The following is a 17,990-nucleotide window of genomic DNA, read 5'->3' on the forward strand; positions in this document are numbered from 1 at the left end:
GGTGAATGGCATGGCGGTTCAGGGTGGTAGCAGGGGGATCGGTCGGGTGGGGATGCTCCTGGCGACGGCCGTGGCCCCGGCCACGTGGGGGACCACCTACCTCGTGACCACGGAGATGCTCCCGGCCGACCGGCCGTTGCTCGCGGCCGGCGTGCGGGCGTTGCCCGCGGGTCTGCTCCTGGTCGCCATGTCCAGACGGCTGCCGACCGGGGTGTGGTGGTGGCGCTCATTCGTCCTGGGGATGCTCAACGTCGGGTTGTTCTTCCCGCTGATCTTCGCCGGCGCGTACCGCCTGCCCGGTGGTGTCGCGGCCACCATCGGCTCGGTGTCGCCGCTGATCGTCGCGGGCCTGTCGTTCCTGATCCTGAAGGTGCGGGCACAACCGCGGGTGCTGCTCGCCGGCGTCGGCGGCGTGGTCGGCGTCGCCCTGCTCGTGCTCAGCTCGGAGGCGGAACTCGACCCGATCGGTGTCGGCCTGATGCTGCTGGCCACCACCTTGATGGCGATGGGCGTGGTGATGTCGGCGCGCTGGGGTCGACCCGAGGGAGTCTCGCTGTTGGCCACGACCGGATGGCAGCTCACCGTCGGCGGCATGGTGATCGTCCCGATGATGTTCGCGATCGAGGGCATGCCGCCGGTGCCCACCGGCCGCAACCTGCTCGGCTTCGGCTACCTGGTGCTGATCGGCACCGCGCTCGCCTACGTGCTGTGGTTCCGCGGCATCGAGCGCCTCGGCGCCGGCGTGGCGTCCTTCCTCGGCCTGGTCAACCCGGTGGTCGCCACGCTGGCCGGCCTGGTCGTGCTGAGCCAGACGCTGACCGCGCTCCAGGTGCTCGGGCTGCTGATCGCCCTCGGCGCGATGTTGCTCGGCCAGTGGCAGCCGCGGCGCCGCACCGAGGTGCGCGTCGAGCCGCCGGTGACTCTCGTCAACGAGCGCAACCGGGCCGACGTCGTCGAGGCGTCGTGACCCGAGAGCGCCCACGAGCCCACCGGGCCGCACCCCCGCCGGGGGTGCGGCCCGGACTCGTCGTGGGCCGGGGCGCCGGCGGCCCCGGTGTTTGTAGGCTCGGGCCGTGATCATCGGTGTGGGTATCGACGTCGCGGACATCGCGCGGTTCGGGCAGTCGTTGGAGCGGACCCCCGGGTTGGCCGATCGGCTCTTCACCGAAGGGGAGCGTTGGGTGCGGTCCGGGCAGGAACGCGGCGTCGCGTCCCTGGCCGCCCGGTTCGCCGCCAAGGAGGCCCTGGCCAAGGCACTCGGCGCGCCCGGCGGCCTGCACTGGCTGGACGCCGAGGTGACCACCGAGGATTCCGGCCGGCCGCTGCTCGCGGTGACCGGCACGGTCGCCGCGCGGGCCTTCGAACTGGGCGTGCGGCACTGGCATGTGTCGCTCAGCCACGACGCGGGCATTGCTTCCGCTGTCGTCATCGCCGAGGGCTGAGGGGGTCGCGCATGCGCGCAGCGCACGACGTCGAGCAGGTGCGTGGCGCGGAGGCCGCGCTGTTGGCCACGTTGCCCGAGGGCACACTGATGCGGCGCGCCGCGACCGGCCTGGCGAATACGTGCGCCCGACTGCTCGGCCGGGTCTACGGCACCCGGGTCGCGCTGCTCGTGGGCAGCGGCGACAACGGCGGGGACGCGCTGTACGCGGGCGGCATGCTGGCCCGACGCGGCGCGCGGGTGGACGCGTTGCTGCTCGCGCCGGAGCGGGCCCATCCGGCGGGCCTGGCGTGGGCGCGGCGGGCCGGCGTACGGGTGTGGGACGCCGGCGCGCCGGACCGGGCCGACACGATCGACCTGCTCGGGCGGGCCGACCTGGTGCTCGACGGCATCGTCGGGATCGGCGGCAAGGGCGCGCTGCGCCCACCCGCCGCGGAACTGCTCGCGCACGTGCGGGATTCGATCGTGGTCGCGGTCGACGTGCCCAGCGGGGTGGACGCGGACACCGGGCGGGTCGAGGGCGCGGCGGTACGGGCCGATGTCACGGTCACCTTCGGCACCTACAAGCCCGGCCTGCTGGTCGACCCCGGAGCGCAGTACGCCGGCGTGCGGCACCTGGTGGACATCGGGCTCGACCCGCACCTGCCGACGTCACGGGTGGACGTCCTGCAACACGCGGACGTGGCCCGGCTGTTGCCCGCTCCCACGGGGGAGAGCGACAAGTACTCGCGCGGGGTGCTCGGCGTGGTCGCCGGCTCGCCCCGATACCCCGGCGCGGCGGTGCTCGTGGTCGGCGCGGCCGTGCGCGGCGGCGTGGGCGCGGTCCGCTGCGCGGGTCCGGCCGAGGTGTTGCGCCCGGTGCTCGCGGCCTGGCCGGAGACGCTGGCGACCGAGGCTGCCCCGGTCGACGCCGGTCGGGTGCAGGCCTGGGTGGTGGGACCGGGCCTGGACACCGACCAGGACGCCCAGGCGCGCTGGGCGGGCGTACTGCACGGCTCGGCGCCGGTGCTGGTGGACGCGGACGGACTGACCCTGCTCGCCCGGGCGAAACCCGGCACCTGGCCGACTCCCGCGCTGCTCACCCCGCACGCGGGAGAGGCGGTGCGCCTGTTCGCCGCCGCCGGGGTCGTCACGACCCGCGAACGCGTCGAGGCGGAGCGGCTGGAGCACGCGTGCCGGCTCGCCGCGCTCTACGACTGCGTGGTGCTGCTCAAGGGCTCCACCACGGTGATCGCCGCGCCCGACGGCCGGGTCCGGATCAATCCCACCGGCACCCCGTGGCTGGCCACCGCGGGCAGCGGCGACGTGCTCTCCGGCCTGGCCGGCGCGCTGCTCGCGGCGGGCCTGGACCCGCTGGACGCCGGTTCGGCGGCCGCCTACCTGCACGGCCTGGCCGCCCGCGCGCTGCCCGGTCCGGTGACCGCGCCGGACCTGATCCGGGCGCTGCCCGCGGTGTGGGCGGACGTCACAGGCACGTGACAGGGAGACCGCCCCGGCACGGGCCTGCCACACTGGGAGTCTTGAGCTCCGGGATGCCCGGCACCGGATCCCGTCCGGAGCCGGGACGCGGGCTCTCGTCGATGACCGTCGTCGGAAGGACCACCAGCCACATGCGTGCCGAGGCGCGGATCGATCTCGATGCCATTCGGGACAACATCGCGGCCGTCCGGGCTCGGGTGGGCTCGGCGGCGGTGATGAGCGTGGTCAAGGCGAACGCCTACGGACACGGCCTGCTCCCGTGCGCGCGGGCGGCCCGTGCGGGCGGCGCCGCGTGGCTGGGCACCGCGGTGGTCGAGGAGGCGCTCGCGTTGCGCGCGGCCGGCGACACCGGGCGCGTGCTCACCTGGTTGTGGGCCCCGGGCGACCGCTTCGAGGACGCGGTGCGCGCCGATGTGGACATCTCGGTGAGCGGGCTCTGGGCGATGCGCGAGGTGGTGGACGCCGCACGGGCGAGCGGCCGGACCGCGCGCGTGCACCTCAAGGCGGACACCGGCCTGGGCCGCAACGGTTGCCTACCCGCCGACTGGCCGGCCCTGGTCGATGCCGGGCTCAAGGCCCAGGCCGACGGCGCCGTCGAGGTGGTCGGCCTGTGGTCGCACTTCGCCTGCGCGGACGAGCCCGGACACCCCTCGATTGCGGTGCAACTGGCCGAGTTCACCGAGATGCTGGCGCACGCCGAGGGCTGCGGGGTCACCCCCGAGGTGCGGCACATGGCCAACTCGCCCGCGACGCTGCTGCTGCCCGAAGCGCACTTCGATCTGGTCCGGGTGGGCTTGGTCAGCTATGGCCTGTCGCCCGTGCCGGAGGTCGGCGGCCCCGCCGACTTCGGGTTGCGCCCGGCGATGACGCTGGCGGCGAACCTGGCCGGGGTCAAGCGGGTTCCGGCCGGGCACGGCGTGTCCTACGGGCACTCGTGGATCGCGCCGCGCGAGACCACGCTCGCGCTGGTGCCCACCGGCTACGCGGACGGCATCCCCAGGAACGCGAGCAACGCCGGTCCGGTCCTGGTGGCCGGCCGCCGGCGCACGATCGCCGGCCGGGTGGCGATGGACCAGTTCGTGGTCGACCTCGGCGACGACCCGGCCGCCGCAGGCGACGAGGCGATCCTGTTCGGGCCGGGCGATCGGGGCGAGCCCACCGCGGAGGACTGGGCGGTGGCGACCGGCACGATCAGCTACGAGATCGTCACCCGGATCGGCGCGCGGGTGCCTCGCGTCTACACCGGGACGACCGCCGCCGGGACGACCGCCGGGACGGCCGCCACCGGGACGGGCGCGCCGTGAGCACCCCCGTGCCGGGCCCCTCCGGCGGCGGTCGTGCGCTCGGCCGCCGGGCCGGCATCGTGGGCGCCGCGGTCGGTGTGCTCGCGGCCGGCGCCGCCGCGGGCGTGGCGATCGAGCGGATGACCGTCGGCCGCGCGTTCCGCCGCCGGACCGAGGCGCAGATGGACGCGCTGGCGGAGTTCGGCACGCTGCGCGGCGAGCCGCACATCGTCACCACCGGCGACGGCGTCGAGTTGTACGCCGAGGTGGACGGCAGGCGTGACGCGGCGGTGACCGTGGTGCTGTGTCACGGCTACTGCCTCGACATGGACTGCTGGCACTACCAGCGGGCCGAACTGCGCGACGAATACCGCCTGGTGTTCTACGACCAGCGCAGCCACGGCCGATCCGGCCGGGGCGCTCCGGAGACCTCGACGATCGATCACCTCGGCGCCGACCTGTACACGGTGCTGACGGAACTGGCGCCCGAGGGCCCGCTCGTGCTGCTGGGCCACTCGATGGGTGGGATGACCATCATGGCGCTGGCCGATCAGCACCCCGAGTTGTTCGGGGACCGGGTGATCGGCGTCGCGCTGATGAACACCTCGGCGGGCCGCTGGGCGACGGTGACGCTGGGCATTCCCGCGGCCGGCGCCCGGCTCGTGCACCGGATCGCGCCCGGGTTGCTGCGTACGCTCGGCCGGCGGGCCGCGCTGGTGGAGGCGGGTCGGCGGGCGGCCCGCGACCTGGTGTACCTGTTCACCGAGCGGTACGCGTTCGACTCCGAGGTGGACCCGACCCTGGTGCGGTTCACCGACCGGATGATCTCCGGTACGCCGATCGACGTGATCGCCGAGTTCTTCCCGGCCTTCGAGGCACACGACAAGATGGCCGCGCTGCCGGCGCTGGCGGGGGTGGAGACGCTCGTGGTGGGCGGCGAGGGCGACCTGATCGCGCCGGCCACGCACAGCGAGGCGATCAAGGAGGCGCTGCCCGGCGCCGAGTTGCTGATCGTGCCGCAGTCGGGGCACCTGACCCCGCTGGAGCATCCGGTGGTGGTCAACGCGGCGGTGCGCGATCTTCTCGCGCGCGCCACGCGTGCACCCGGGCGGCGCGCCGGGCGATCCGGCGGGCACGCGCGCGGCGGATCGTCCGCATAGGTCGGAATCGACGCGAGCCGTGATCCTGCGGGACAGTGATCCCGGGTGATGACCCCGAGCGATGGTCCCGGGAAGCCGGGACGACTCGGGGAGGGCGGGCCCGAAGCGGTTCGGGTTCGCGAGTTCGGCGTGGTGGGAGTGCTGAAGTGGTGCGAAGTGTGACGGTGACGGTCGCCGGCGGCGCGGACACGCGCGCGCTCGGTGCCCGTCTGGCCAAGTTGCTGCGGGCCGGCGATCTGATCGTGCTGTCCGGCGGCCTGGGCGCGGGCAAGACCACGCTGACCCAGGGCATCGGGGTCGGCCTGGGAGTGCGCGGCGCGGTGACCTCGCCGACGTTCGTGATCGCCCGGGTGCACCCCTCCGAGGTCGGCGGCCCGGCCCTGGTGCACGTCGACGCCTATCGGCTCGGCGGTTCGGCGGACGTCACCGCCGAGATCGACGGCCTGGACCTGGACGCCTCGCTCGACGAGTCGGTGACCGTCGTGGAGTGGGGCGAGGGCATGGTCGAGGAACTGACCGAGGACCGCCTGGACATCGCCATCGCGCGTGACGCGCTCGGGCCGGACGCGCTCGCGGAGAGCGCGACCGACTTCGCCGGCGACGAGGTGCGCACGATCCAGGTGACCGGGGTCGGCGCCCGCTGGGCGAGCATCGACCTCGACGCGTTGGCGGGCTGACCCGGACCGGGATCGACCGGCCCGGACCCGGACCCGGACCCGGACCGGGACCGAGGCCCTGGGCCGGTCAGGTGACGGCCGCCGCCGGGGACTCGGGCGCGTCGGGGGACTCGGGCACGTTCGAGGGCGGGCGGCTGGTCGCGCCGCCGCCACCCGAACCGCCCGGCGGGGCGGACGTGTCCGGCGGGCGGGTGCCGGTCGCCGGGGGCGTGGTCGGCGGAGCGGTGGTGCCGGTGTCGCCGGTCGGCGGACCGGTGGTCGCGGTGGCCGGCGCGCTGGGCGTGGCGGTACCGGTGTTCGGCGGCACCAGGCTGGTGTCCGGCACACCGAGGCCGCCGGCGGTCTCCTCCGGGAAGTCGGTCGCCTTCTGCCCGGCGAGTGCGGCACGCATGTAGGTCGTCCACATCCGGGTCGGCAGGTTGCCGCCGTCCACCCGGTCCAGTCCGGCGACCCCGGACAGGGACAAGAACGCGTGCGTCTCGGCGTCCTCGCGGAACATGCCCATCGAGGTGGACAGGTCCGGGGTGTAGCCGACGAACCAGGCCGAGCGGTTGTCGTCGGTGGTGCCGGTCTTGCCCGCCGCCGGGCGGTTCAGCGCCTGTGCGCGAAATCCGGTGCCGCTGTCCACGACGCCGCGCAGCACCTGGGTGACCGCGTTCGCCTGCTGGTTGTCGTAGGCGTCCTCGGTGTCGTGATCGGGCAGGTCCACGGTGTCGCCGGAGCGGGTCAACCGGTCCACCGGGTAGGGCGCGCGCTGTTTGCCCTCGGCCGCGAACGTGGCGTACGCCGAGGCCATGTCCAGCGCGCTGGGGGTGGAGGTGCCCAGCGACACGGACGGGATCGGTTGCAGCCCCGGCGTGCTCGCGGGCAGCCCCGCGTCCACCGCCGCCCGCACCACCCGGTCGGGGCCGACGTCCATGCCCAGTTGGGTGTAGACGGTGTTCACCGACTTGTCCATCGCCCGGGCCAGGGTGATCTGCCCGTAGTCGACGCCGTCCTCGTTGCCCGGTTGCCAGGGCACGCCGTCCTGCAGGACGGGCTTGCCGTTCGGGTAGCGGATCACCACGTTGTCGTTGCCGTTGTAGACCGTGCGCGGGCTGATCCGGTCCCGCCTGCCGTCGCGGTCCTGCACGCCGTCGCGCAGACCGGCGGCCAGCACGAACGGCTTGAACGTGGAACCGACCTGCACGTCGCGGCGGGTGGCGTCGTTGACGAACTGCCGGACGTAGTTGGGGCCGCCGTAGATCGCGACGATCCGGCCGCTGCCCGGCTCCACCGACGCCGCGGCGACGCGTACGCCGACGTCCGCGGAGCGCTCGGCCGGATCCAGCGACTGGGCGAGCTGGTCCTGCACGGTCTGCTGGAGCACCTCGGTCGTGCGCTTGTCGAACGTCGTGGTGATCGCGTAGCCGCCGGCGTCGAGCCGGTCCTCGTCGACCACGTCGTGGTCGAGCAGGTAGCGCTTGGCCATCTCCACCAGATAGCCGTTGACGCCGGCCAGGTTGGCCGCCGGACGCGGGTCGATCGGCTCCGGGAAGACCATGCCGGCGCGCTGCTCGGGGGTGAGCCACTTCTCCTTGACCATGCCGTCCAGGACGTAGTCCCAGCGTGCGAGTACCCGCCGCCGGCCCGCCTCGGTGGTGTTCCGGACGTCGTTGGCGCTGGGCGCGTTCAGCAGCACCGCCAGGTAGGCGCCCTGCTCGACGGTGAGTTGCCCGACGTCGATGCCGTAGTACGCCTGCGCGGCGGCCTGGATCCCGTACGCGCCGCGGCCGAAGTACACGCTGTTGAGGTAGCCGGTGAGGATCTCGTCCTTGGAGACGGTGCGGTCGAGTTTGACCGAGATGATCGCCTCCTTGAACTTGCGGCCCAGCGTCTGCTCCTGGGTCAGGTAGACGTTCTTGACGTACTGCTGGGTGATCGTCGAACCGCCCTGGAGGCCGCCCGAGCCACCCGCGGCGTTGCGCAGCAGGGCGCGCACGGTGCCGGTGATCGATACACCGGCGTTGGAGAAGAAGGAGCGGTCCTCGGCGGCGAGCACCGCGTGCTGCACGTCGATCGGGATCGCGGCCAGCGGCACGGTCTGCCGGTTGGTGGTGCCGGTGCGGGTGATCTCGCTGCCGTCGCTCCAGTACCAGACGTTGCTCTGCTGCCGGGCCTGGGCGTTGACGGTGTGCGGAACCGGGGTGACCGCGTAGACCAGACCCACGGCGGCGAACAGGCCGGACAGGACCAGCAGGACGAAGGTGAGCAGGTGCTTGAACGAGGGCAACCAACGCCGGAGTCCCCGCCGATTGCTCCGGGGGTAGTCGAACAACCTGCGCCGGGGAGTCGGCCCCTGGACGTCGCCGGGACCGCTCGGACCGGAGGAGTCGTGCGCCACGCCGCCACCATTTCCTCGGTGCCATTGCCCTGACGGGCCCTGTCGGTCAGCCGCGTGTGCCCGATGGGGCTGGTGTGACCGGAGGGATCATCATCCTGATGATATGTGGGCAAAGCACGGGAATCGCCGCTGAATGGGGCAATGGTGGGCGTGGCGTGGTGAATCGGACCTGTGCGGTCAGGGCACCACGATGACGGGTGTGCCGACCGGGGCGAAGGCCCACAGGGCCGCGCCGTCGTCCGGCTTGGAGCGGATACCCGCGCTCTTGGCCGGCGACGTGGAGGCCTTCGGGCGTGCGGTGCCGCTGGGGGAGGGGCCGGGCTTGGCGCCGGTGTCGATCTTGTCCAGCGGAGTGTCCGTCGCGGCGAAGCCGAGCGGGATGCCCTGTACCGCGCCGAAGCGCACCGAGTAGGTGATCCGGAGGTTGTCGCTGCCGGTCTGCGCCTCCTCCTTCTTCAGGGTCACCTGGTACGAGCCCGGTTGCGGCTTGACCGGCGCGTTCGCGACGGGGTATTCGCGCAGCGTGCGGTCGGCCTCGTCGACCAGCCAGACGTGGCTGTCCTTGATCGCGTAGACGACCCGCTTGCCGGTGCCGGAGCCCGCGGGCACCGGCGGCGGTACGTAGACCGGGGGCGCGGTCGCCCCGGACGGGGCGGTGGGGGTCGGCGTGTTCGTGCGCGCTATCCCCCGGTTGTCCGGTGCCGAGTTCGCGGCCTGCGCCGCGAGGAAGCCGACGCCGACCAGTGCGGCGATGGTGATGCCCGCGACGGCCACGCCCGGGTTGAGCCGCTTCGCCATTGCCTTGGGTCCCTCTTCCGCCGTGTGGTGGCCTCCATGGTGCCGGCAGGCACCGCCCGCGCGTTGGAGCCGGGTCCACTTTTCCTTCCCGGCAGCCCGCGGCGCCCCGCGCACCCGCGCGTCCCGCGGGCGCGGCGGACGAGAGCACGGCGCGCGGTCGGTAGCCTGGTGCCGTGCTGCTGCTCGCCTTCGACACCGCCACCCCGGCCGTCACGGTCGCCCTCCACGACGATTCCGCCGTCCTCGCCGATTCCACCCGGGTCGACGCCCGTCGGCAGGGCGAACTGCTCGCGCCCGGCATCGCCGACGTGTTGCGCGCGGCGGGCCGAACCCGCTCCGACGTCACCGCCATCGCGGTCGGGGTCGGGCCCGGGCCGTACACCGGCCTACGGGTGGGCATCGTGACCGCGCTCGCGATGGGCGACGCGCTCGGCATCCCCGTGTACGGCGTGTGCACCCTCGACGCGCTCGCGTACGCGGCCCGCCGGGACGGCACCGTCACCGGGCCGTTCGTGGCGGCGACGGACGCACGCCGCAAGGAGGTCTACTGGGCGCGGTACGACGAAGCGGGTGCGCGCGCGCAAGGCCCGGCGGTGGATCGCGCGGGCGACCTGCCCGAGGACGTCACCAAGCTGCCGGCGGTGGGCGCGGGCGCCGCGTTGTACGCGGGCACGTTCACCGACGCGCGTGCGCCGGAGCACCCGGACGCGGCGGCGCTCGCGGCGTTCGCCGTACGGCGACTGGCGGCCGGGGAGGCCCTGTCGGCCCCCGAGCCGTTGTACCTGCGCCGCCCCGACGCGCAGGTCCCCGCGGGCTACAAGGCCGTCACCCCCGACGGACCGCCGCCCCGGGCCTGACGGTCACCGATCCGCGACGCCGGCCCCACCCCGCCCCGGCACCCCTGCCGGCCCCCTGTCGGTCGCCCCGCCCCGGGCCGGCCCGATCGATCGGGCTCAAGGGGTGGTGGGGCAGTCGATAGACTCCCGGCATGGAATCCGGCCCTCGACTGCGGCGCATGCGGTGGTGGGACATCGAGGCCGTCATGCGACTCGAACACGAACTGTTCGCCGAGGACGCGTGGTCGGCCGGGATGTTCTGGTCCGAGTTGTCCGAGCCCGAGTTGCGCTATTACGTGGTGGCCGAGGACGAGACCGGGGCGCTCGCCGGGTACGCCGGGCTCGCGGTGATCGGCGACGAGGGCGACGTGCAGACGATCGGGGTGCGCCGCGATCGGTGGGGGACGGGCCTGGGCTCGGTGTTGTTGACCGAACTGCTCGATCTGGCGCTCGAACGCGGCTGTCGGGACGTACTGCTGGAGGTGCGCGTGGACAACGCCCGCGCACAGGCGCTCTACGAGCGCTTCGGATTCAAGGGGATCGGCGTGCGGCGGGGCTACTACCAGCCCGCCAACGTGGACGCGCTGGTGATGCGCCGCGATCTCAAGGAACGTCGGGAAGGAACGGCCACCGGTGGCTGACGAACCACTCGTCCTGGGCATCGAGACCTCGTGCGACGAGACGGGCATCGGCATCGTGCGCGGCACCACGCTGCTCGCCGACGCGGTCGCCTCCAGCGTCGACGAACACGCCCGGTTCGGCGGGGTGGTGCCCGAGGTGGCCAGCCGCGCGCACCTGGAGGCGATGGTGCCCACGGTGCGCCGCGCGCTCGCCGACGCGGGCGTCACCATGCGCGACATCGACGCGATCGCGGTCACCTCCGGCCCCGGCCTGGCGGGGGCGCTGCTGGTCGGCGTCGCGGCGGCGAAGGGCTACTCGGTCGCGCTGGACAAGCCGCTGTACGGCGTCAACCACCTGGCCTCGCACGTGTGCGTGGACCAGTTGGAGCACGGCAAGCTGCCCGAGCCGTGCATGGCCCTGCTGGTCTCCGGCGGACACTCCTCGCTGCTCCTGGTGCCCGACATCACCGCCGACGTGCGGCCACTCGGGTCGACCATCGACGACGCGGCGGGCGAGGCGTTCGACAAGGTCGCGCGGGTGCTCGGGCTCGGCTTCCCGGGCGGACCGGTGATCGACCGGCGGGCGCGCGAGGGCGACCGAACCGCGATCGCCTTCCCGCGCGGGCTGACCGGACCGCGCGACGCGCCCTTCGACTTCTCCTTCTCCGGCCTCAAGACCTCGGTCGCGCGCTGGGTCGAGGCCCGGCAGCGGGCCGGCGAGGCGGTGCCGGTGGCCGACGTCGCGGCCTCCTTCCAGGAGGCGGTGGTGGACGTGCTGACCCGCAAGGCGATCCGCGCCTGCAAGGAGAACGGCGTCGAGCACCTGATGATGGGCGGCGGCGTCTCGGCCAACTCGCGGTTGCGCGCCCTGGCGCAGGAGCGCTGCGACGCGGCCGGGATCGTGCTGCGGGTGCCGCGGCCGGGCCTGTGCACCGACAACGGCGCGATGGTCGCCGCGCTGGGCGCCGAGATGGTCGCCCGGGACCGGGCCCCCTCCACGCTGTCCATCCCGGCCGACTCCTCGATGCCGGTCACGGTGACCCAGGCGCTGTCGTAGGCGCGGGCGCTCACGCGGAGTACGACGGTTCGGGAACGGTGGAAACGGGAGAGGCGAGATGGCGATCGCGGCGATGTGGGAGGCCAGGGCCGAGGCCGGCGGGGGAGCGGCGCTGGCCGCGTGGGTGCACGCCGCGGCGCTGCCGGTCCTGGTCGACGCGCCCGGCCTGGAACGGGTCGAGGTGTTCGCCTCCTCCGACGAGCGGGACGGCGACCGGGTCGTGGTGATCGCGCTGTGGACCGGCGAGCCGGTGTCGCTGCCGGACCCCCCGGCCGCGCTGGTCGCCCGCACGCCGCACGCGTGGAGCTTCGAACGGCTCAGCGTCGGCCCCTGACCGGGCGCCGCGTTCGGGCCGACACGCGCGAGTGGGCGTTCCGGTCCGCGGCGGAGTTGCCGGTCCGCGTCGGAGTCCGGCGTCCGGTTCCGCGCAACACTCGACCCGCGTCCGACGAGGAGGCCATTCGCAAGCCGGACGCGGGCCGAGTGCCTTGGCTGATGGCTGCGTGCCGCCGCACGTGCCATTGGCCTTGCCGGGAGTGTGCCCAGCTCATCGGCTGCTCAACAGTCCTTCGACAGTCCCTTGAACAGCCCTTGTCCGGACCGTGACAGGCCGCCGCGACGCGTAGCGTGGGCGCGATCGGAGCACACGAACGAAAGGGTCCGGCGACAGTGGCGCATCGAACGGTACAAAAGCGGCGGGGCGCGGCCCGCACCTCGGCCCTGATCGGCCTGGCCGGTGCGCTGCTCGTCGCGCTGACCGGCTGCGGCGGCTCCGACGACACCGCCGCGGTCAAGGGCACCGGCCGGCCCACCGGCGGCGCGTCCACCGACCCGACCAGGCCCACTCCCGCCGCGAAGCCGGACACCCCGGGCGCCGACGCCGCCGCGCTTGCCGCGAAGTGGAACCTGAAGCCGTTCACCCCGCCGCCCGCCCCGCCCGCGGTCAAGCCGATCAAGGCCGGCGGGCCCCAGCCGCCGGTGGTGGACAAGATCCCCACCGAGGAGAAGATCGTGTTCATCACGATCGACGACGGGGCGGAGAAGGATCCCGGGTTTCTCGACATGATGCGGGACCTGCGGATCCCGGTGTCGATGTTCCTCAACGACACCTACGTGCGGCAGGACCCGGAGTACTTCCGCAAGCTCCAGGCGCTCGGCGCCACGGTGCAGAACCACACGCTGTCCCACCCGGACCTCAAGACGCTGGGCGCGGAGGCGCAGAAGCACCAGATCTGCGGTCAGCAGGACCGGCTCGCCGAGATCTACGGCAAGCGCCCGACGCTGTTCCGCCCGCCGTACGGCAACTGGAACGCGACCACGCAGACGGTGGCCGGTGGTTGCGGCGGGATCGACGCGATCGTCAAGTGGCGGGAGTCGATGCAGATCAACGACATGCAGTACGTCGGCGAGAAGAAGCTGCACCCGGGCGACATCATCCTGGCCCACTTCCGCGGGCCCGGTGAGCTCAAGGGCACCACGATGACCGAGATGTTCGGCAACATGCTGCGCAAGATCCAGGCCCAGGGCTACACGGTCGCGCGCCTGGAGGACTACATCGGTTGAGGTCCTCCCGGCCGGTCGAGCACCCCGCCGAGGCCCGGGCCGGTGGGCTGCCCCGGGGACACCGGCTGCCCGATCAACATCGTGGGCGCGCCCGCCACCCGGGTCAGCAGCACCGTGGCCGCGTTCGGGCCGGTCGGCCCGACCCGGCGGCGGACCTCCTCGGGTTCGACCGCCGAGCCGCGCTTCTTGACCGTGAGGTTGCCGACGCCGCGCTCGCGCAACAGGGCCTTGAGCCGCTTCAGATTGAACGGCAACACGTCGGTGATCTCGTACACGCTCGCGAACGCGGTGGCGACCAGCTTGTCCGAGGCGAGGTAGGCGATCGTCTCGTCCACCAGGTTGCCGTCCACCAACTCGCCCACCTCGGCCACCAGGTGCGCCCGGATCACCGCGCCGTCCGGCTCGTAGAGGTAGCGGCGGACCGGGCCCACCGGTGCCCGGCGAGCCGGGCCCGAGGCCAGCGCGGCGCCGGCGGGCAGCACGGTGGCGCGCAGGCCGCCGCGCGCGAGCCGGCCCCACCACAACACCGCCTCCTTGACGTCGCCGCGATCGGAGACCCACTCGGCCTCCATGCCCTCGGGCACGATCTCGTGCGGGATGCCGGGCGCGACCTTGGCCGCGCCGCACGGCACCCGGGCGGCGAGCGTGGTCAGGAACGAGAACGGCGGCGAGTACGCCCGGGGGTCGAAGGTGCGGCCCCGGGCGGTGCGCCGCGCCGGGTCGATCAGCGCCGCGTCGTACCCGCCCAACTCCACCTCGGTCACGTCCGCGCACTCGACGGTGAGCAGGTGCGCCAAGCCCAGCGCGTCGGCGTTGGCCCGGGCGACCGCGCAGGTCAGCGGGTCCAGGTCGACCGCGTGCACGGCGATCCCGGCGCGGGCCAGCGCGAGCGCGTCGCCGCCGATGCCGCAACACAGGTCCACGGCCCGGTCGATCCCGCCGGCCGCGACCAGCCGGGCGGCCCGGTGCTCGGCCACCGAGGTGCGGGTGGACTGTTCCAGCCCATGGGGTGTGAAGTACATCCGCGCCGCGTCCGCACCGAACTTGGCCCGCCCGCGCTGCCGCAGCCGGGACTGGGTGAGCGCGGCGGCCACCAGCTCCGGCGAGTGCTCCCGACGCAGCCGGGTGGCCAACGACAGCTCTTCGCCGATCTCGTGGTCGGCGAGCAGGTCCAACAGCGAACGGCCCTCGTCGGTCAGCAGCGCGGTGAAAGCTTCGGTGTGCACGCGCCCATTCTCGCCGAGCGCCGCCGGCCCCCGTCGGGAAGGCCACCGGTATGAACAATGCGGTCCGACGCGCTGAATCTGGCACTCTGGTTGACGGAGTGCTAACCGCCACCTAGTGTCTGTGCTGGCACTCTCCCCATGAGTGTGCCAGTGCGATACGAGCAGGTCCGGCACCCGCGACGACGGATCTGTCCCATCGCCGACAGACATTTTTCCGTGAGATCTCCGAAGGGGGAGGTCGCATCGTGACGACCGCCAACACCAAGGTTGCCATCAAGCCGCTCGAGGACCGCATCGTGGTCCAGACGCTTGAGGCCGAGCAGACCACCGCGTCGGGTCTCGTGATCCCGGACACCGCCAAGGAGAAGCCCCAGGAGGGCGTCGTCCTGGCTGTGGGCCCGGGTCGTTTCGAGGACGGTCAGCGTCTGCCGCTCGACGTGAGCGTCGGTGACACCGTTCTGTACAGCAAGTACGGCGGCACCGAGGTGAAGTACAACGGCGAGGAATACCTCGTTCTCTCGGCTCGCGACGTGCTCGCGATCATCGAGAAGTGACATCGCGCTGACGCGCCGGAACCGGTGACGGTTCGACGACCCCGCCCCGGATCGCCCTGCCTTGTCGGCCGGTGGACCCGGGGCGGAGTCGGTTGTACGACGTCGACTAGCAACCTTTAAGGACGAAGACCCTCATGGCGAAGATCCTCCAGTTCGACGAGAAGGCCCGGCGGTCGCTGGAGCGCGGCGTCAACGCGCTGGCCGACACCGTCAAGGTCACGCTCGGCCCCAAGGGCCGCAACGTCGTGATCGACAAGAAGTTCGGTGCCCCGACCATCACCAACGACGGCGTGACGATCGCCCGTGAGGTGGAGCTCGAGGACCCGTACGAGAACCTCGGCGCGCAGCTGGCCAAGGAAGTCGCGACCAAGACCAACGACATCGCGGGTGACGGCACCACCACCGCGACGGTCCTGGCCCAGGCGCTCGTCCGCGAGGGTCTGCGCAACGTGGCCGCCGGCGCGGCCCCGATGGACCTGAAGAAGGGCATCGACCTCGCGGTCGCCGCGGTATCCGAGCAGCTGCTCAAGACCGCCCGCGCGATCGACGGCAAGGAGGACATCGCCGCCGTCGCCGCGCTCTCGGCGCAGGACCAGCAGATCGGCGAGCTGATCGCCGAGGCCATGGACAAGGTCGGCAAGGACGGTGTCATCACCGTCGAGGAGTCCCAGACCATGGGTCTGGAGCTGGAGTTCGCCGAGGGCCTCCAGTTCGACAAGGGCTACCTGTCGCCGTACATGGTCACCGACCAGGAGCGTATGGAGGCCGTCCTCGACGACCCGTACATCCTGATCCACCAGGGCAAGATCTCGGCCATCGCCGAACTGCTGCCGCTGCTCGAGAAGATCATCCAGGCCGGCGCGTCCAAGCCGCTGCTGATCGTCGCCGAGGACGTCGACGGCGAGGCGCTGTCGACCCTGGTCGTGAACAAGATCCGCGGCACGTTCAACGCCGTCGCGGTCAAGGCCCCGGGCTTCGGCGACCGCCGCAAGGCGATGCTGGAGGACATGGCGATCCTGACCGGTGGTCAGGTCATCGCCCCCGAGGTCGGCCTCAAGCTCGACCAGGTCGGCCTGGAGGTGCTGGGCAGCGCCCGTCGCATCACCATCACCAAGGACGCGACCACCCTGGTCGACGGCGCCGGCGACGCCGCCGCGATCGCGGACCGGGTCAAGCAGATCAAGCGCGAGATCGACGACACCGACTCCGACTGGGACCGCGAGAAGCTCCAGGAGCGCCTCGCGAAGCTGGCCGGCGGCGTGTGCGTGATCCGTGTGGGCGCGGCCACCGAGGTCGAGCTCAAGGAGAAGAAGCACCGTCTCGAGGACGCGGTCTCCGCGACCCGCGCGGCCATCGAGGAGGGCATCGTCGCCGGCGGCGGCACCGCCCTGGTGCACGCCGTCTCCGTGCTCGCCGACAACCTCGGCCAGACCGGCGACATCGCGACCGGCGTCGCGGTCGTGCGTCGCGCCGCGGTCGAGCCGCTGCGCTGGATCGCCGAGAACGCGGGCCTCGAGGGCTACGTCATCGTCAACAAGGTGCAGGAGCTCGGCATCGGGCACGGCTTCAACGCCGCGACCGGCGAGTACGGCAACCTGGTCGACTCGGGCGTCATCGACCCGGTCAAGGTGACCCGTTCCGCGCTGCAGAACGCCGCGTCGATCGCGTCGCTGCTGCTCACGACCGAGACCCTGGTCGTCGAGAAGCCGGCCGAGGAAGAGCCCGCCGCGCACAACCACGGCGGCCACGGCCACTCGCACTAGTTCCACCCGCGACGCCTCGCGACACCCCGACGGGCCCGACCGCTTCGCAGCGGTCGGGCCCGTCGGCCTTTCCGGTGCCGGCCCGATCTGCGAGAGTGCCGGGAGCCGTCAACTGACGGACCGTCAGGAGTCGGCCGGGCGACTGCCGTCGAGCGCCGTCGGTCGAGCACCATCGAAGGAGAGACATGGGTACCTACGCGATCACCGGAGCGGCCTCGGGTCTGGGCGCCGCGACCAAGGCCCGGCTGGAGGCGGACGGCCACCGGGTGATCGGCGTCGACCTGCACGACGCCGACGTCGAGGTGGACCTGAGCACGGCCGAGGGTCGCGCCGAGGCGATCGCCGGGGTCACCGAACTGTCCGGCGGCGCGCTCGACGGCTTCGTGCCCTTCGCGGGTCTGGCGGCGGCCACCGGGCGCCCGGGCGGTCTGCTCGTATCGGTGAACTACTTCGGCGCGATCGCGCTCCTGGAGGGGCTGCGTCCGCTGCTCGCGGCCGGCACGAACGCGTCCGTCGTGCTGATCAGCTCGAACTCGACGACCGCCCAGCCGAACTGGCCGGTGGAGGTGGCCGAGTTGTGTCTGGCGGGCGACGAGGCGGGCGCGACGGCGGCGACCGAGGCGTTCGGCGAGTTCGCCGCGCTCCAGGCCTATCCCGCGACCAAGGCCGCGCTCGCGTGGTACGCGCGGACCAAATGCGCCGAGTACATCGCCGACGGCATCCGACTGAACGCGATCGCGCCGGGTCTGATCGAGACGCCGATGACGGCCGAGGGCCGCAAGGACCCGTTGACCGCCGAGGGCATGGAGATGTTCCTGAACACGATCCCGGCCGGCCGCGGCGGTCGGCCGGAGGAGATCGCCGCGCTGGTGGCGTTCCTGCTCGGCGGCGAGTCGAGCTTCTTCGTCGGTTCGGTGGTCTTCTGCGACGGCGGCACCGACGCGGCGTTCCGGGGCAAGGACTGGCCGAAGGTGTGGGAGATGGACATGTCCGCCCTCCGGTAGGCGATCGCGAGCGCCTCGGCGCTGCTGTGGTGACACGTGCCGCGGCTCGTGGTGACACGTGCCGGGCCGCGCCCAAGCTCGGCGGCCCGCCCCCCCACCCCCACCCGAAAAACAGCGTGGGGGGGGAAAAGGGTCTTCCCACACTG

Annotated in this window: 17 protein-coding genes; 14 read left to right on the top strand and 3 right to left on the bottom strand. The window is 72.9% G+C overall.

The features are described 5' to 3' along the window. Positions 1-10: 10 nt before the first annotated feature. From ACZ4FV_RS08670 to tsaE, 6 genes are all read left to right on the top strand, one after another. Positions 11-967 carry an EamA family transporter gene (locus ACZ4FV_RS08670; protein ID WP_395871660.1) on the top strand — a complete coding sequence of 319 codons (957 nt, stop codon included), beginning with the start codon at positions 11-13 and terminating at the stop codon, positions 965-967. A 106-nt stretch (positions 968-1,073) separates the two neighbouring features. Then, the gene (locus ACZ4FV_RS08675; RefSeq protein WP_395871658.1) at positions 1,074-1,442 is read left to right on the top strand and encodes a holo-ACP synthase; all 369 of its coding nucleotides are present in this window, start codon (positions 1,074-1,076) and stop codon (positions 1,440-1,442) included. 11 nt (positions 1,443-1,453) lie between these two features. After that, positions 1,454-2,920 (top strand): NAD(P)H-hydrate dehydratase, encoded by a 1,467-nt coding sequence (locus tag ACZ4FV_RS08680; RefSeq protein WP_402238233.1) that lies wholly within the window; start codon positions 1,454-1,456, stop codon positions 2,918-2,920. Positions 2,921-3,051: 131 nt separating this feature from the next. Further along, positions 3,052-4,224, top strand: a complete 1,173-nt coding sequence (gene alr / locus ACZ4FV_RS08685) for an alanine racemase (RefSeq protein ID WP_465322229.1) — start codon at positions 3,052-3,054, stop codon at positions 4,222-4,224. Then, positions 4,221-5,363, top strand: a complete 1,143-nt coding sequence (locus ACZ4FV_RS08690; protein ID WP_395871654.1) for an alpha/beta fold hydrolase — start codon at positions 4,221-4,223, stop codon at positions 5,361-5,363. Before alr ends, ACZ4FV_RS08690 begins: the two co-directional genes overlap by 4 nt. Positions 5,364-5,521: 158 nt before the next feature. Further along, a complete protein-coding gene (gene tsaE, locus ACZ4FV_RS08695) occupies positions 5,522-6,040 on the top strand; it encodes a tRNA (adenosine(37)-N6)-threonylcarbamoyltransferase complex ATPase subunit type 1 TsaE (RefSeq protein ID WP_395871652.1) in 519 nt (172 codons plus the stop codon). A 67-nt stretch (positions 6,041-6,107) separates the two neighbouring features. Here the strand turns inward: tsaE and ACZ4FV_RS08700 are convergent, their stop codons facing one another. Both ACZ4FV_RS08700 and ACZ4FV_RS08705 read right to left on the bottom strand, forming a co-directional pair. Further along, positions 6,108-8,423: a transglycosylase domain-containing protein gene (locus tag ACZ4FV_RS08700; RefSeq protein ID WP_395871650.1), complete on the bottom strand. Its 2,316-nt coding sequence runs from the start codon at positions 8,421-8,423 to the stop codon at positions 6,108-6,110. A gap of 177 nt (positions 8,424-8,600) precedes the next feature. After that, positions 8,601-9,221 carry a L,D-transpeptidase gene (locus ACZ4FV_RS08705; RefSeq protein ID WP_395871648.1) on the bottom strand — a complete coding sequence of 207 codons (621 nt, stop codon included), beginning with the start codon at positions 9,219-9,221 and terminating at the stop codon, positions 8,601-8,603. Between the two features lie 173 nt (positions 9,222-9,394). Here ACZ4FV_RS08705 and tsaB point away from each other — a divergent pair, with 173 nt between their 5' ends. The 5 genes from tsaB (at position 9,395) to ACZ4FV_RS08730 (ending at position 13,297) form a co-directional block, all read left to right on the top strand. Beyond that, positions 9,395-10,078 (top strand): tRNA (adenosine(37)-N6)-threonylcarbamoyltransferase complex dimerization subunit type 1 TsaB, encoded by a 684-nt coding sequence (gene tsaB / locus ACZ4FV_RS08710; protein WP_402238228.1) that lies wholly within the window; start codon positions 9,395-9,397, stop codon positions 10,076-10,078. Between the two features lie 131 nt (positions 10,079-10,209). Then, positions 10,210-10,698: a ribosomal protein S18-alanine N-acetyltransferase gene (gene rimI / locus ACZ4FV_RS08715; protein WP_395871643.1), complete on the top strand. Its 489-nt coding sequence runs from the start codon at positions 10,210-10,212 to the stop codon at positions 10,696-10,698. Continuing rightward, a complete protein-coding gene (gene tsaD, locus ACZ4FV_RS08720; protein ID WP_395871641.1) occupies positions 10,691-11,734 on the top strand; it encodes a tRNA (adenosine(37)-N6)-threonylcarbamoyltransferase complex transferase subunit TsaD in 1,044 nt (347 codons plus the stop codon). Before rimI ends, tsaD begins: the two co-directional genes overlap by 8 nt. A gap of 58 nt (positions 11,735-11,792) precedes the next feature. Further along, a complete protein-coding gene (locus tag ACZ4FV_RS08725; RefSeq protein WP_395871639.1) occupies positions 11,793-12,068 on the top strand; it encodes a hypothetical protein in 276 nt (91 codons plus the stop codon). A 335-nt stretch (positions 12,069-12,403) separates the two neighbouring features. Next, positions 12,404-13,297, top strand: a complete 894-nt coding sequence (locus tag ACZ4FV_RS08730; RefSeq protein WP_395871637.1) for a polysaccharide deacetylase family protein — start codon at positions 12,404-12,406, stop codon at positions 13,295-13,297. Here ACZ4FV_RS08730 and ACZ4FV_RS08735 read toward each other — a convergent pair. After that, a complete protein-coding gene (locus ACZ4FV_RS08735; protein WP_395871635.1) occupies positions 13,285-14,523 on the bottom strand; it encodes a THUMP-like domain-containing protein in 1,239 nt (412 codons plus the stop codon). The two genes, ACZ4FV_RS08730 and ACZ4FV_RS08735, sit on opposite strands and share 13 nt — an antisense overlap. 245 nt (positions 14,524-14,768) lie before the next feature. Between ACZ4FV_RS08735 and groES the strand changes: the two genes are divergently transcribed. The 3 genes from groES to ACZ4FV_RS08750 all read left to right on the top strand — a co-directional run bounded on the left by groES (position 14,769) and on the right by ACZ4FV_RS08750 (position 17,844). Next, the gene (gene groES, locus ACZ4FV_RS08740) at positions 14,769-15,077 is read left to right on the top strand and encodes a co-chaperone GroES (RefSeq protein ID WP_161359282.1); all 309 of its coding nucleotides are present in this window, start codon (positions 14,769-14,771) and stop codon (positions 15,075-15,077) included. A 134-nt stretch (positions 15,078-15,211) separates the two neighbouring features. Continuing rightward, the gene (gene groL, locus ACZ4FV_RS08745) at positions 15,212-16,840 is read left to right on the top strand and encodes a chaperonin GroEL (RefSeq protein ID WP_395871633.1); all 1,629 of its coding nucleotides are present in this window, start codon (positions 15,212-15,214) and stop codon (positions 16,838-16,840) included. 185 nt (positions 16,841-17,025) lie between these two features. Continuing rightward, positions 17,026-17,844 (top strand): SDR family oxidoreductase, encoded by an 819-nt coding sequence (locus tag ACZ4FV_RS08750; protein WP_395871631.1) that lies wholly within the window; start codon positions 17,026-17,028, stop codon positions 17,842-17,844. Positions 17,845-17,990: the final 146 nt, after the last annotated feature.

Source organism: Embleya sp. NPDC025285 (assembly GCF_055558835.1).